At 68.5% G+C, this 14,153-nt stretch carries 13 protein-coding genes; 6 read left to right on the top strand and 7 right to left on the bottom strand.

From position 1 onward, the window contains the following. Positions 1-13: 13 nt before the first annotated feature. The 7 genes from CSC78_RS02545 to creB all read right to left on the bottom strand — a co-directional run bounded on the left by CSC78_RS02545 (position 14) and on the right by creB (position 6,948). A complete protein-coding gene (locus CSC78_RS02545) occupies positions 14-898 on the bottom strand; it encodes a carbon-nitrogen hydrolase family protein (RefSeq protein WP_162336343.1) in 885 nt (294 codons plus the stop codon). Next, complete coding sequence (locus CSC78_RS02540; protein ID WP_162336342.1) at positions 895-1,500, bottom strand: GNAT family N-acetyltransferase; 606 nt, start codon at positions 1,498-1,500, stop codon at positions 895-897. The genes CSC78_RS02545 and CSC78_RS02540 overlap by 4 nt, the downstream gene beginning before the upstream one ends. A gap of 43 nt (positions 1,501-1,543) precedes the next feature. Beyond that, positions 1,544-2,548, bottom strand: a complete 1,005-nt coding sequence (locus tag CSC78_RS02535; RefSeq protein ID WP_162336341.1) for an MBL fold metallo-hydrolase — start codon at positions 2,546-2,548, stop codon at positions 1,544-1,546. Positions 2,549-2,726: 178 nt separating this feature from the next. Beyond that, positions 2,727-3,137, bottom strand: a complete 411-nt coding sequence (locus CSC78_RS02530) for a hypothetical protein (RefSeq protein WP_162336340.1) — start codon at positions 3,135-3,137, stop codon at positions 2,727-2,729. A 10-nt stretch (positions 3,138-3,147) separates the two neighbouring features. Then, complete coding sequence (creD, locus tag CSC78_RS02525) at positions 3,148-4,521, bottom strand: cell envelope integrity protein CreD (protein ID WP_162336339.1); 1,374 nt, start codon at positions 4,519-4,521, stop codon at positions 3,148-3,150. A 299-nt stretch (positions 4,522-4,820) separates the two neighbouring features. After that, positions 4,821-6,260, bottom strand: coding sequence for a two-component system sensor histidine kinase CreC (gene creC, locus CSC78_RS02520; RefSeq protein WP_162336338.1), 1,440 nt, complete (start codon positions 6,258-6,260; stop codon positions 4,821-4,823). Position 6,261: 1 nt separating this feature from the next. Beyond that, complete coding sequence (creB, locus tag CSC78_RS02515) at positions 6,262-6,948, bottom strand: two-component system response regulator CreB (RefSeq protein WP_379608553.1); 687 nt, start codon at positions 6,946-6,948, stop codon at positions 6,262-6,264. A 25-nt stretch (positions 6,949-6,973) separates the two neighbouring features. On the opposite strand from creB, the gene CSC78_RS02510 reads away from it, so the two are divergent. The 6 genes from CSC78_RS02510 (at position 6,974) to CSC78_RS02485 (ending at position 14,153) form a co-directional block, all read left to right on the top strand. Continuing rightward, the gene (locus CSC78_RS02510) at positions 6,974-7,831 is read left to right on the top strand and encodes a 23S rRNA (adenine(2030)-N(6))-methyltransferase RlmJ (protein ID WP_162336336.1); all 858 of its coding nucleotides are present in this window, start codon (positions 6,974-6,976) and stop codon (positions 7,829-7,831) included. Positions 7,832-7,910: 79 nt separating this feature from the next. Then, a complete protein-coding gene (locus CSC78_RS02505) occupies positions 7,911-8,861 on the top strand; it encodes a DUF808 domain-containing protein (RefSeq protein ID WP_162336335.1) in 951 nt (316 codons plus the stop codon). A gap of 55 nt (positions 8,862-8,916) precedes the next feature. Next, positions 8,917-9,465 carry a GNAT family N-acetyltransferase gene (locus CSC78_RS02500; RefSeq protein WP_162336334.1) on the top strand — a complete coding sequence of 183 codons (549 nt, stop codon included), beginning with the start codon at positions 8,917-8,919 and terminating at the stop codon, positions 9,463-9,465. Between the two features lie 90 nt (positions 9,466-9,555). Continuing rightward, complete coding sequence (locus tag CSC78_RS02495) at positions 9,556-9,828, top strand: DUF4242 domain-containing protein (RefSeq protein WP_162336333.1); 273 nt, start codon at positions 9,556-9,558, stop codon at positions 9,826-9,828. 106 nt (positions 9,829-9,934) lie between these two features. Then, on the top strand, positions 9,935-13,498 hold the full coding sequence (mfd, locus tag CSC78_RS02490) for a transcription-repair coupling factor (protein WP_162336332.1): 3,564 nt from the start codon (positions 9,935-9,937) through the stop codon (positions 13,496-13,498). Between the two features lie 49 nt (positions 13,499-13,547). After that, complete coding sequence (locus CSC78_RS02485) at positions 13,548-14,153, top strand: HD-GYP domain-containing protein (RefSeq protein WP_162336331.1); 606 nt, start codon at positions 13,548-13,550, stop codon at positions 14,151-14,153.

Raw genomic sequence — 14,153 nt, 5'->3', positions numbered from 1 at the left:
GCGGCTCGTCCGCTCAGTCCAGCCGTTCGACGCGCGCACGCACCAGGGCGGGCTGAAGCTGGCCCGCCCAGTCGCGATCGTTCGCCACCTGCGCGTCGGCGCGACTGCGCTCAAGCGCGTCGAGGTCGAGATCGGCGATGGCCCACGGCTGGTCGCAGACGGTCTGCACCACCACACCATCGGCGGGCAGGCCGCGATCCATCGGGGCGAAGATCGCCGCCTCACCGGTGTTGATATCGAGTGCCGGACTCCATGGCGCTTCTCCTGCGGTCACCGACTGCGCGACGAAGAGGCGGTTCTCCAGCGCGCGCGCCAGGCAGCCGACGCGCACGCGCGTCGCACCCGCGTCGGTATCCGTGCAACTCGGCACCAGCAACAGGCGTGCACCGCCCTCCGCCTGCGCACGCACTGGCAGCGGGAACTCGCTGTCGTAGCAAACGGCCACGCCGCTGCGCACACCGGCCAGGTCGAACACCTTGAGCGCATCGCCGCCGTCGATGACGCCCAGTCCCTTCTCGAACCCGGTCAGCTGCAGCTTGTCCTGCCATGCGTGCGCGCCCTGCGGCGTGAACACGTCGCTGCGGTTGCGATAACGCCCATTGCCCTGCGCCAGCAGGAAGCTGCCGGCGACGACATGCAGGTCGAGTTCCTTCGCCAGCCGTGCGTACAGCGCCAGCCAGTCGTCGCGGTAGCGCTGGATGGCCGCCAGCGACGCATGCAGGTCGGCCTGCGTGGAGGAATCGAAGGTGGCCGCCAGTTCCAGCGACAGGTATTCCGGCAGCACGGCGATGCGCGCGCCCTGCGCGGCGGCATCGCCCAGCACCTGCGCCTGCCGCGCGGCGAACGCGGAAAAATCCGCCGGCGCCTGGATGGCGTACTTGGCGACGGCGATCTTCATCGCATCGGCTCCAGGCCGCGCAGCCAGAACGTCAGCGCGTGGTCGACCTCGCCGCGGCCGATCTCGTTCCACGCCAACCGCATCGTCATGCCGGGCTGGCGCGTATAGCCGCGCTTGTCCCAGAACACGTCGTTGCCGCGATGCCCGTCGGGCCGGCGCGGGTCGTCCGATTCGCGGTCCACCGCGCAGAACGCCGTCCAGCCGAACCGCCCCAGCGCACGCGCATGCGCCTCGCGCAGGTCGAAGAACGTGTGGCCGATACCGTTGCCGCGGTAGGCCGGCAGCAATACGGATTCGCCAAAGTAGAAGATGTCTTCCGGGTCCATGCCGCTGTCGACGAAGGGCTGACGGAAGGCCTCGGTATCATCGGCGAGCGGCAGGCCGGTGGATGCACCGACCACCTGCCCCGCATCCATCGCCAGCACGAACACGCTTTCGGCCGAACGCGCATAGGCGTCGAGATAATCGCGCTCGAAGTCGAGGTCGCCGTCGTACAGGTACGGCCAGTCGCGGAACACCGCCACGCGCAAGCGCGCGACGTCGTCCAGCCAAGGGGTGATTTCGGGTCCGCGGAACAGGCCGATGGTGTAGGCAGGCGTCATGCCGCCAGTGTAGCGGCATGCCTCCCGCGCCGGCGACGCATCCTCAGTGCGCGTGCGCGACGTGCCGGTGCGCGGGTTCGCCGTCCTGCGCCAGCAGCCGGTACTGCACGCGGTCGGCATCACCCAGATCCACGCCGCGCGGACGCGAGGCCACGCCCTCCTTGCCGAAGTCGAGCACCGCGCCGACGCCTGCGTACAGGTAGCGGTCGCCGAAGGCTTTCAACAATGCGGCGAAGGTCGGCTCGCCGGTGCAGTGGCCGGGCGCGATGTACTGGATGTCGTGCGCCTTCAGGGCGTCGACCAGGCCGGCGATGGCGGTGTCGTCTGCGTTGACGAAGTGGAAGCCGCCGATCACCAGGTGGATCTGCGGATCGATCTTCGCCGCTGCATCGACGATGTGGGCAATGCCGGGGTGCGAGCAGCCGACCACGAGCACCAGGCCCTGGTCGGTACGGATGGCCAGCGACAGCTCGCGCAATTCGCGCGTGCCCGGCGCATCGGAAACAGCAGCGATCGTCCAGACACCGGGCGCGATCTCGGTGGTCTCGGCCAGCGGCTTGAAGTTGCCGGTCGGCCAGGCACGGCCGAACTGCAGGCGTTCGGCGGGTTCGCCGTCGTAGTAGCGCATGCGCGCCGGCAGCGCGGCATCCTTACGGTAGAAGCTGGACGGCAGCGACGAGCCGTAGATGCCGAAGCCTTCCTGCGGCGCGTACACCGGCACCTGCGGATTGACCTTCAACACCTCGGCCAGCCCCGCCATGTGATCGGCGTGGCGGTGCGACATCACCACGGCATCCAGCTTGGACAGGTCGATGTTCTTCGACTTCACGTTACGCGTGAAGATCGCCGCGTCGTTGCCGGTGTCGAACAGGATGCGCTTGCCACCGGCCTCGACCAGCGCGGCGAAACCCCAGTCCTTCTCCATCGCGGGATCGTCGCCGAAGGCGTCGTAGATGACAGTGATGCGGGGTGCAGCAACCTCCGCGGCGAACACGGGCGTGGCCAGGCACGACAGGCCGAGGAGCAGAAGACGGGAGAGGACACGCATGCGCAGGCTCCGGCAAAAGATCATCACGAGCTTACGCGCCGCCGTTCGTGGTTCATCGCTGCTTATACCTTCGGACTGATAACCAGCGCTCATGTGCTTATGCCGCACAAGCAAAGAGGCCGGCGACGTGCCCGGCTCCCTCCGTGGAGATCCGGGCACGCCGCCGGCCGGGGCGAACTCAGTGGATGAAGGTGTCGCCGCGATGGTCGTCCCACGCATACAGCGCGAGTCCCCGTGCGGGATCGAGCTGCAGGCGCACGCGGCCATCACGACTGCGGGTGATGAAACCGTTCGACGACCCTTGCGGCAACGGCCGCCAGGGTTCGTAGGCAAGCGGCGCGCCGTGGCGCGCGAGGCCTTCCCTGGCCACGCACGCGTCCTGCAGGAACACCCGTGGACACGCGTCCAGCGCCTGCCGCGTCGAGGATGACAGTTCGAATGCGATGGTGCCGCGATGCCGGTGGCGCAGCGGCAGCAGCAACGCCGTCAGTCCCGCCTCGCCTGCCACGTCGAGCACGACGCGGCAGGTGTCGATCCGGGGCGGCAGCACGCGACAGGCGCGCCGGTGCAGGGTGGCGAGATCCAGCATCGTCCGGTCCTCAGCGCAGTTCGGTGCCCAGCGCATACCAGTCGACCTTGCGGGTGACCCACATGATGACGGCCAGGATACCGAACAGCAGCAGCGAGCCCATCAGCAGCGCGTTGTTCTCCGACTTCAGCAGGAGGTAGAGCACGCCATACAGCGCGGTGAGCATCGTGGCGAAGCCCGCGGCGCGCAGCCAGCTCTGCAGCACGCCGGACAGGTAGAAGAACTGCAACCCGATGCATGCGGCGGCGGAGACCAGGTAGGCCTGCCAGAACGCGATGTGCTCGGACAGGCTGAGCAGCAGCAGGAAGAACACCGCCAGTGCCAGGCCGACCAGCAGGTATTGCAGCGGATGGATCGGCAGCCGCTTGATCAGTTCGAACAGGGCGAAGCCGACGAACGTCAGCACCACGAACAGGATGCCGTACTTGCTGGCGCGATCGACCTGCGTGTAGACGTCCACCGTATCCACCAGGCTGACCACGGCGCTGTCGATGGCGGAGGCGCTGCCGTCATCGGCGACGTACTCCGATGGCGTGGCGCCCAGCGACAGCGGCTGCGTCAGCTTGCCCGACGCCGATTCGAGCTGGCTCTGCGCGGCACTGGCCAGCGACGACACCTGCCAGCGGGCGGTGAAGCCGGTACCGTCCAATGTCTTGCTGTTGGGCAGGAAGCGGCCGCCGAACAACGGCTGCCGCCAGGGCGAGCTCATCGTGATGTCGTTGCTGTCCGCGATCGGTGAAATGCCGATCGACTGGGTGCCGGCCAGCGTCATCTCGAGTTGCGCCCTGCTGGCCGGCAGCGACGCGCCGGGCGTGCCGATCAGGGCATGGACGCCGTCCATGCGCAAGGACATCGCCCCCGTGCCGGCCGCCAACGTGCGCGGCACGCCATCCACCTTCAGCGATGGCGTCCCCACCAGCCCGCGCACGTCGGCCATGCCGACGACGACGTAGGGCTGGCCGTAGCTGCGTCCGTCCGCGGCCGGTACCTGCAGCGGCGCGAAGTCGGCGTTCATCGCGGCTTTCCACTCGTAGACGTTGACGGTGTACAGCCCGATGCGCCGCTCGCCCGGCTGCAGGCGGCCATCGACCACCAGGCTGGTCGGCATCTGCACCAGATAGCCTTCCTTCACGTCGCGGCGGACCTCCGGCTTGCCGTTCTCGTTGACGGCATTGACGACGCGCTCCTCGCGCCATGGCACGACACGCAAGGGACCGACCACCTGCTGGGGACCGGCCATGCTCTGGGAGACGCGATGCTCGGCCTGCGCACGGTACAGCTCGCGGTCCTGGATGACGCCGCGGATCATCATCAGCGGAATGAGCAGCAGCAGGACCAGCCCGCCGACGGTGAGGAAACGCAACAGCAACTTCAATGACTTCATGTCGATGCCCCGGTTGGATACGGGACGCATCGTCCAGTGGCTCGGTGCAACCGGCAGGGAGCGTGTTTGAAGGCTGTGTGAAGTGGCGCTAACGCTCGTCATGGTCCCTCTCCCCCGTTCTACGGGGAGAGGGTGCCAACGGCGGGTGAGGGGCGAACGGAGTCCGTGGACGGGGACTGCAGAGCACGACCAACGTTCAACTCACTGGCAGCGCTGTGGTATCCGACGGGAAAGCGCCCCTCATCCGCCCTTCGGGCCCCTTCTCCCCGCTCGCGGGGAGAAGGGAACACATGAGCGCGTCAGATCATCGGCAGCGACATCACCGCTTCCGCACCGCCGTCGGGGCGATTGGCCAGCGAGGCCTCGCCGCCGTGCAGGCGCATCACCTCACGCACGAACGGCAGGCCCAGGCCGGAACTCCGCTGCCCGCCATCGGGACGCGGCAGCGAATAGAAACGCTCGAACACCCGCTCCTGCGCGTAATCGGGCACACCCGGACCGCGGTCCCGCACGACGAAACGCACCTGCCCGTCATGCTCGACGACCGCCAGTGCCACCTTGCCGCCCTGCGGCGAGAAGGCGATGGCGTTGTCGAGCAGGTTGGTCAGCGCACGACGCAGCAGGAAGGCGTCGCCTTCCACCGTCCAGGTACCGGCCTGCGGAAGGCGCTCTACCGTCACGTCCCGCGGCGTCAGCTTCGCGTCGAGGTCCTGCACCACGTCGTTGGCGAGCGCACCCACGTCGATGCGTTCGCGCCGCTGCAACCAGCCGTGCTGCTCCACCTCGGCCAGCGCCAGCAGCTTGTCGATGGTCTCGGTCAGCCGCTGCTCCTGGGTCTGGATGTTGCGCGCGAAGCGCTGGCGCTCGGCCTCCGGCAGCGGTTCCTGCAGCAGTTCCGCCGCGCCGCGGATGGCGGCGAGCGGGCTCTTCATCTCGTGCGTCAGCGACTGCACATACTGCTCGACGTAGGCCTTGCCCTCGAGCTTGCGGCGCATCGTCTCCAGCGCGCGGCCGAGATCGCCGATCTCGTCGGTGCGCGGTCGCGGCGGCGGGACCGGCTCGCCGGCACTGACCGCCTGCGCATAGCGGTTCAGGCCGCCGATGCCGCGCATCAGCCACCACGTCATCAGCACGCCGATCAATGCGGAAATGCCGATCAGCCAGGCGCCGCGCAGCAGGATGCTGCGCTGGCTGGCGACGATGAAGGGTTCGATGCTGCGGTTCGGCTGCGACAGCGTCAGCACGCCGATCAGCGTGGCGCGGTCGGCGGGATCGTAGATGGGCGCCGCCACATGCATGACGGTATTGGCCGTGTCGCCCGGCGCTTCCGCACTGGAACGCGCGCCGTACTCGCCACGCAGGGTGCGGTACACGTCGTTCCAGCGCGAATTGTCGCGGCCGACGTCGCGGCCCTGCGAATCGAATACCACCGTGCCTTTCGCATCGGTGACGGTGACGCGGTAATCCACGCTGCGCTTCTGGAAGCGCCATACCCAGGCCTTGGGGTCGCGCTGCTGCGCTTCGGCGACGTTGCCGGCGAAGGCGCCGTCGGCGATATGGCCTGCCTTCAGGTCGTCGGCGGCCATCTCGGCCAGCATGTTGGCGGCGTCGACCAGCGTCGACTCCATCGCCTGGCGCACGCCCGGTTTCACCTCGTTGACGAACACGCGCATCACGAAGAACGCGGCGATGCCGACGATCAGGAAGAAGCCGAGGACGAGCTTCAGCCCGAGCCGCATCTCAGGCCTCGATGGCGTAACCCAGCCCGCGGTGCGTGCGGATCGGGTCGGGGTCGGCACCGGCGGCGCGCAGCTTGGCGCGCAGGGTCTTCACGTGGGTATCGACGGTACGGTCGGCGCTGTCGGCATCGCTGTCCCAGCCGCGGTCCATCAGCTGGGCCCGGCTGAGGATGGCGCCGGGCCGCTGCAGCAGCGCGTCCAGCAAGGCGTACTCGTAGCGGGTCAGGTCCAGCAGCTGCTGGCGGTAGCGGATGCGGTGGCCGTCTCGGTCGACGGCGAACTCGCCGCGCGCGACCCAGTCGCCAGCGCTCGCCTGCGCCGCGCTGGCACCGGCACGACGCAGGCGGGCACGCACGCGCGCCACCAGTTCGCGTGGCGAGAACGGCTTGGTGACGTAGTCGTCGGCGCCGAGTTCCAGGCCGAGCACGCGGTCGATCTCGTCGTTGCGCGCGGTGAGGAAGATCACCGGCACGTCGCTGAAGCCGCGCAGCTCACGGCACACATCGAAGCCGCTGGCATCGGGAAGGCCCACGTCCAGCACCACCACGTCGACACCGCCGGCGCGCACGCGCGGCACCACCTCGCGCGCCAACAGGCAGTGGTCGGCCTCGATGCCTTCACTGCGCAGCGCATACAGCACGGCGTCGGCGATGGCGGTTTCGTCTTCGGCAATCAGTACACGGGGCATGGCGCAAGCATATATGCTGCGCGCCATGAATTACCGCCATGCCTACCACGCCGGCAACCATGCCGACGTCCTCAAGCACATCGTCGTGCTGGCCTGCATCGATGCGCTGAAGCGCAAGGACACGCCGTTCTTCGTACTCGACACCCACGCCGGGCGCGGCCGCTACCTGCTGGGCGGCATGGAAAGCCGCAAGACCTCGGAAGCCGCCGGTGGCGTGTTCAAGCTGATGGGGGCCGCCCGGCTGCCCGACCCGGCCGAACGCTATCTGCGCGCAGTAGTCGCCAACAATCCGGTCGGCGCCCTGATCACCTATCCCGGCTCACCCCTGCTGGTCGCGCAGGCGTTGCGCGCGCAGGACCGGCTGGCGGCGTGCGAGTTGCAGCCCGAAGAGGCGCAGGCGCTGCGCGAGGTATTCGCCGACGACGACCGCGTCGTCGTGCATGCACGCGACGGCTACGCCGCGATGAAGGCACTGCTGCCGCCGCGCATCGGCGAACAGCGCATCGCCCGCGGGCTGGTGCTGATCGACCCGCCGTACGAAGTGCAGGACGCCGAGTACCCGCAGATCCTGGCATCGCTGCGCGATGCGCTGGAGCGCTGGCCGGCCGCCACCTATATGGTGTGGTACCCCATCAAACAGCGGCGCAGCCTGCTGCCGTTCTTCCGCAAGGCCGCCGCGTTGCCGACCAAGGGCGCGTTCGTCGCCGAACTGCAGGTGCGCCCCGACGACTCTCCCCTGCGCCTCAACGGCAGCGGCATGCTGGTGATCAATCCGCCGTGGCAGCTGGACCAGGCGTTGGCCCCGGTCCTGCCGGTGCTCGCCTCCACGCTGGGCGAGACCGGCGCGAGCCATCGGCTCGAGTGGCTGCGGCAGCCGACCTGACGCTCGCGTCGCGCTCACACAGCACCGCCGGAAGGCTGTGCGAGAATCGCCCCTTCCTTTCCCTGCACGACACCTTTCCATGGCCGGATCCAGCCTGTTCGCCCTGATCGACGACATCGCCACGCTGCTCGACGACGTGTCGGTGATGACCAAGGTGGCGGCGAGGAAGACGGCCGGCGTGCTGGGCGACGACCTGGCGCTCAATGCGCAGCAGGTCACCGGCGTGCGGGCCGACCGCGAGCTGCCGGTGGTGTGGGCGGTAGCGAAGGGATCGATGGTCAACAAGGCCATCCTGGTGCCGGCCGCGCTGGCGATCAGCGCGCTGGAAACCTGGCTGCACGGCCGCGGCTACAACGTCCCGCTGGTGACGCCGCTGATGATGCTGGGTGGCGCGTTCCTCTGCTTCGAGGGCGTGGAGAAGCTGGCGCACAAGTTCCTGCACAAGGGCGAGGACGACCAGCGCCATGCCGAGCGCGTGGCCGCGATGCAGGACCAGAACGTCGACATGGTCGCGTTCGAAAAGGACAAGGTGCGCGGCGCGATCCGCACCGACTTCATCCTGTCGGCGGAGATCATCGTCATCTCGCTGGGCACGCTGGCCGGCCGCACGTTCCCGGAACAGGTGCTCACGCTGGTGGCGATCTCGGCCATCATGACCGTGGGCGTGTACGGCCTGGTCGGCGGCATCGTCAAGCTCGACGATGCCGGCCTGGCGCTGTCGGCGGACACGCGCGACAGCGGCTGGGCGCGCTTCAAGCGCGCCTTCGGCCGCGGCATCCTGTACAGCGCGCCCTACCTGATGAAGTTCCTGTCCATCGCCGGCACCGCAGCGATGTTCCTGGTTGGCGGCGGCATCCTCGTCCACAGCATCCCGGCGCTGCACCACGTCATCCAGCCGTATGCCGAGGGCGAGCTCGGCTGGCTGTGGGGCAGTCTGTTCAATGCCGGCGTCGGCGTGCTCACCGGTGCGGTGGTGGTGGCCGTCGTCACAGCGGTCTCGCGCCTGCGCGGCAAACGCCACGGGGCCTGAACCGGCGGCGCCCCGGCCCTCGCGGCCTTTCCGGATTTCATGCGAGCATCACGCCATGACTGCGCCAAAACGCCTTCCTCCCTGGCATGAACACTTCCGCCTGCCCAGTGGGCGCGAACTGCTGATCCGGCCGATCCGGCCCGAGGACGCCGGTCCCATCCAGGGCGCGTTCGGGCTGCTGGGGCCGGAAGAGATCCGGCACCGCTTCATGTACGCGCTGAAGGAGCTGACGCCGGAAATGGCGCAGCGCCTGACCCACCCCGACCCCAACACGGAGTTCGCGCTGGTCGCCGCCGAAGCGCTGCCGCCCGGCGAGGCGCTGGTCGGCGCGGTGGCGCGCGCGGCCCTGGTCTCGCGCACCCGCGATGCGGAGTTCGCGATCCTGGTCAGCCACTTCATCGCCGGCCAGGGCCTGGGCCGCCACCTGATGCGCAAACTGGCCAAGTGGGCACGCTCGAAGAAGCTTGATCGCCTGTACGGCGATGTGCTCGACACCAACCTGCCGATGCTGGCGCTGGCCGAATCGCTGGGCTTCAAGCGCGTACGCGAGAACGACGGCTCCGGCCTGGTCCGCGTGGTGCTGGATCTGAACGACGGTCCCTGAGCCGCGCCGACCGGCGGTCGGCCCAAACCCGCTGTTTCCCGCGTGTTTCCCGGTGAGGGCGCTGTTCGCGATGCGCCACCGGGAGGCCGCATGCCCCGTTACCTGATCGAACGCGACGTCGAAGGCGCAGGCCTGATGACGCCGGCCGAACTGAAGGCCGTCTCGCAGGCGTCATGCCGCGCCCTGGACGAGCTGGGCCCACGGGTGCAGTGGGAACACAGCTACGTTACCGACGACAGGATCTATTGCGTGTACCGCGCGCCGAACGAAGACCTTGTGCTGGAGCATTCGCGTCGTGGCGGTTTCCCCGTCGACCGTATTTCCGTCGTCGCCGAGGTGATCGACCCGCTGACGGCGGAATGATCCGTTGCGGCGTGTGAGCGGCCTGCACGGGCCTGCTTGGTAAACTGCGCGTCCCTTCGCGCTGGGCACCCCACGGTGTCCGGCGCTGCCGTTGTTTTATGTACCCATGACCGACGCCCAGAAAAGCCCCCTGCCCGTTCCCCCGCTGCCCCGTGGCGGCCAGTCCCGCGCCTGGTGGCGCGCACCTGCCTCGCCGACCGCGCTGGCGTGGTCCATCGCCGCTGCCGCCCATGCGCACGACGGCCCACTGCTGGTTGTAGCGCGCGACAACCACGAAGCGCACCAGTTGGAAGCCGACCTGCATACGCTGCTCGGCACGGACGCCGACCTGCCCGTGGTGCCGTTTCCCGACTGGGAAACCCTGCCCTACGACCAGTTCAGTCCGCATCCGGACATCGTCTCGCAGCGCCTGGCCGCCTTGCACCGCCTGCCCACGCTGGTGCGCGGCATCGTGATCGTGCCGGTGCAGACCCTGATGCAACGGCTGTCGCCGCTGCGCCACATCGTCGGCGGCAGCTTCGACTACCGCGTTGGCCAGCGGCTGGACTTCGACGCCGAGAAGCGCCGGCTGGAAGCGGCAAGCTACCGTCACGTGCCGCAGGTACTGGACCCAGGCGACTTCGCCGTGCGTGGCGGCCTGCTGGATGTCTACCCGATGGGCGCCGAGGCGCCGCTGCGCATCGAACTGCTGGACGACACCATCGACTCGATCCGTCACTTCGACCCGGAAAGCCAGCGCTCGCTCGACAAGACGGATGCCGTGCAGCTGCTGCCCGGCCGCGAAGTGCCGCTGGACGAACGCTCGGTCGAGCGCGCGATGACGCTGCTGCGCGACCGCTTCGATGTCGACACGCGTCGCAGCGCGCTGTACCAGGACCTGAAGTCCGGCCTGGCGCCGGCCGGCGTGGAGTACTACCTGCCGCTGTTCTTCGACCAGACCTCGACCCTGTTCGACTACCTGCAGCAGACCGCGTTGCCCGTGCTGACCGAGGGCTTCGGTGAGGCGGCCGAGGCGTTCTGGGCACAGACGCGCAACCGCTACGAGCAGCGCCGCCACGACATCGAACGTCCGCTGCTGCCGCCGGACGAGCTGTACCTGTCGCCGGACGGCCTGCGCGAGCAGCTCAACCAGCGCGCCCGCATCGAAGTCTGCGGTGCGCAGCACAGCCGTCACGCCGATGCACTGCCGCTGGGCGAACAGCCGTTGCCGCCGCTGCCGGTGGCGGCGAAGGATGCACCCGCCGGCGAGGCGCTGAAGTCGTTCCTCGGCCACTACCCCGGGCGCGTGCTGATCGCCGCCGACTCGCCCGGTCGTCGCGAGGCCTTGCTGGAAGTGCTGCAGGCGGCGGAGTTGAAGCCGGAGGTGATCGGAAGTTTCACCGAGTTTGTTTCAGATCGTCATCCCCGCGCAGGCGGGGACCCAGCGACGTTGGGCGGTACCGACGAAAGCGCAAAGGCACTGGGTTCCCGCCTGCGCGGGAATGACGCGGTCAGATTCGCCATCGCTGTCGCCCCGTTGGCCGACGGCTTCGCGCTGGACGATCCGCGCATCGCGGTACTCACCGAGCGCCAGCTGTTCCCGGAGCGCGCCACGCAGGCGCACCGCCGCAAGCGCACCGGCCGCGAGCCGGAAGCGATCATCCGCGACCTCGGTGAACTGACCGAGGGCGCGCCCATCGTCCACGAGGATCACGGTGTCGGCCGTTATCGCGGCCTGATCGCGATGGACGTGGGCGGCATGCCGGGCGAGTTCCTCGAGATCGAATACGCCAAGGGCGACCGCCTGTATGTGCCGGTCGCGCAACTGCACCTGATCAGCCGCTACTCGGGCGCGTCGGTGGAAACCGCGCCGCTGCATTCGCTCGGCGGCGAAGCCTGGGCGAAGGCCAAGAAGAAGGCAGCGGAAAAAGTCCGCGACGTTGCCGCCGAACTGCTGGAGATCCAGGCGCGCCGGCAGGCCCGTGCCGGCCTCGCCCTGCACCTGGACCGCGCGATGTACGAACCGTTCGCCGCCGGCTTCCCGTTCGAGGAGACGCCCGACCAGCATCACGCGATCGAATCGGTGATCCGCGACCTGGCCAGCAGCCAGCCGATGGACCGCGTGGTGTGCGGCGACGTCGGCTTCGGCAAGACGGAAGTCGCCGTGCGCGCCGCCTTCGCCGCTGCCAGCGCCGGCAAGCAGGTCGCCGTGCTGGTGCCGACCACGCTGCTGGCCGAGCAGCACTACCGCAACTTCCGCGACCGCTTCGCCGACTGGCCGTTGAAGGTCGAGGTGCTGTCGCGCTTCAAGACCGCCAAGGAGATCAAGGCGGAACTGGAGAAGCTGGCCGAGGGCACGCTGGACGTCATCGTCGGCACGCACCGCCTGCTGCAGCCGGACGTGAAGTTCAAGGACCTCGGCCTGGTGATAGTGGACGAAGAGCAGCGCTTCGGCGTGCGCCAGAAGGAAGCCCTGAAGGCGCTGCGCGCCAACGTGCATCTGCTGACGCTGACCGCCACGCCGATCCCGCGCACGCTCAACATGGCGATGGCCGGTCTGCGTGACCTGTCCATCATCGCCACGCCGCCGGCCAACCGCATGGCGGTGCAGACCTTCGTGACCCCGTGGGATGCGGCGCTGCTGAAGGAAGCCTTCCAGCGCGAGCTGTCGCGTGGCGGCCAGGTGTACTTCCTGCACAACGACGTCGAGAGCATCGGCCGCATGCAGCGCGAGCTGCAGGAGCTGGTGCCGGAAGCGCGCATCGGCGTGGCGCACGGACAGATGCCGGAGCGCGAGCTGGAACAGGTGATGCTGGATTTCCAGAAGCAGCGCTTCAACGTGCTGCTGTGCACGACCATCATCGAGTCGGGCATCGACATCCCCAACGCCAACACCATCATCATGAACCGCGCCGACAAGTTCGGCCTGGCGCAGCTGCACCAGCTGCGCGGCCGCGTCGGCCGTTCGCACCATCGCAGCTATGCCTACCTGGTGGTGCCGGACAAGCGCAGCATCACCGCCGACGCGCAACGCCGGCTGGAAGCGATCGCGTCGATGGACGAGTTGGGCGCAGGCTTCACCCTCGCCACGCACGACCTGGAGATCCGTGGCGCCGGCGAACTGCTGGGCGAAGACCAGAGCGGGCAGATGGCCGAGGTCGGCTTCAGCCTGTACACCGAACTGCTGGAACGCGCGGTGCGCTCGATCAAGGCCGGCCACCTGCCCGACGTCGACCTGGGCCAGGAGCGACGCGGCGCCGAGGTCGAACTGAACGTGCCGTCGCTGATTCCCGACGACTACCTGCCCGACGTGCACACGCGCCTGACGCTGTACAAGCGCATCAGCAGCGCGCGCGACAAGGAGGAACTGCGCGACCTGCAAGTGGAGATGATCGACCGCTTCGGTTTGCTGCCGGATCCGGCCAAGTACCTGTTCGCCACCGCGGAACTGAAACTGGCCGCGAACGACATGGGCATCCGCAAGCTGGAGCTCGGCGAGCACGGGGGCCGCATCGTGTTCGAGGCCAAGCCGAAGATCGACCCGATGGCGGTGATCCAGCTGATCCAGAAGCAACCCAAGCTGTACACCATGGACGGACCCGACAAGCTGCGCATCAAGGTGCCGCTGCCGGACGCGCCCGACCGCTTCAATGCGGCGAAGGCGCTGCTGATGACGTTGGCGCCGGGTTGAGCCCACGCACGACGAGCACCTCCCCTCCCCTTTCCTTCCGAGAAAGCCCGTGACCTTCGACCCCGCCCCGGACTTCAGCGACATTGCCTGTTCCCTGGAAGCGCTGGCCCTGGCCATCGAAGTGCGCGATGCCTACACGCGCGGCCACTGCGACCGTACCGGTCGCATCGCGCGGACGCTGGGACAGTGCTTCGACCTGGATGCGGACCAGCTCGAACAGCTGGAGCTCGCCGCGCATTTCCACGACGTCGGCAAGATCGGCGTGCCGGACCGCGTGTTGCTGCATACCGGGCCGGTCGCCGACGAGGACTGGCCGTCGATCCAGGCACACAGCGAACTCGGCGAACGGATCTTCCTGGCAAGCGGGCATCCCCATGCGAATGCGGTCGCCACGCTGATCCGCCATCACCACGAAGCCATCGACGGCAGCGGCTATCCCGACGGCCTTTCCGGGGCCGCCATCCCGCTGGGCGCGCGCATCCTGCGCGTGGCCGACAGCTACGATGCCATGACGACGCGGCGTCCGTATGCCGAAGGACGCGCGCACGACGCGGCGATGCGCATCCTGCATGCGGAGCAGGACGAGAAGATCGATGCGGACGTGTTCCGCGTGTTCGAACGCCTGATGCGCGATACCGCGCTGCGCGAGGCCTGA

The organism is Pseudoxanthomonas japonensis (assembly GCF_010093445.1).
GTDB classification, from domain to species: Bacteria; Pseudomonadota; Gammaproteobacteria; order Xanthomonadales; family Xanthomonadaceae; genus Pseudoxanthomonas_A; species Pseudoxanthomonas_A japonensis.
Note: the sequence above shows the minus strand (reverse complement) of the source record. Positions and strands in the feature narration are given on the sequence as shown.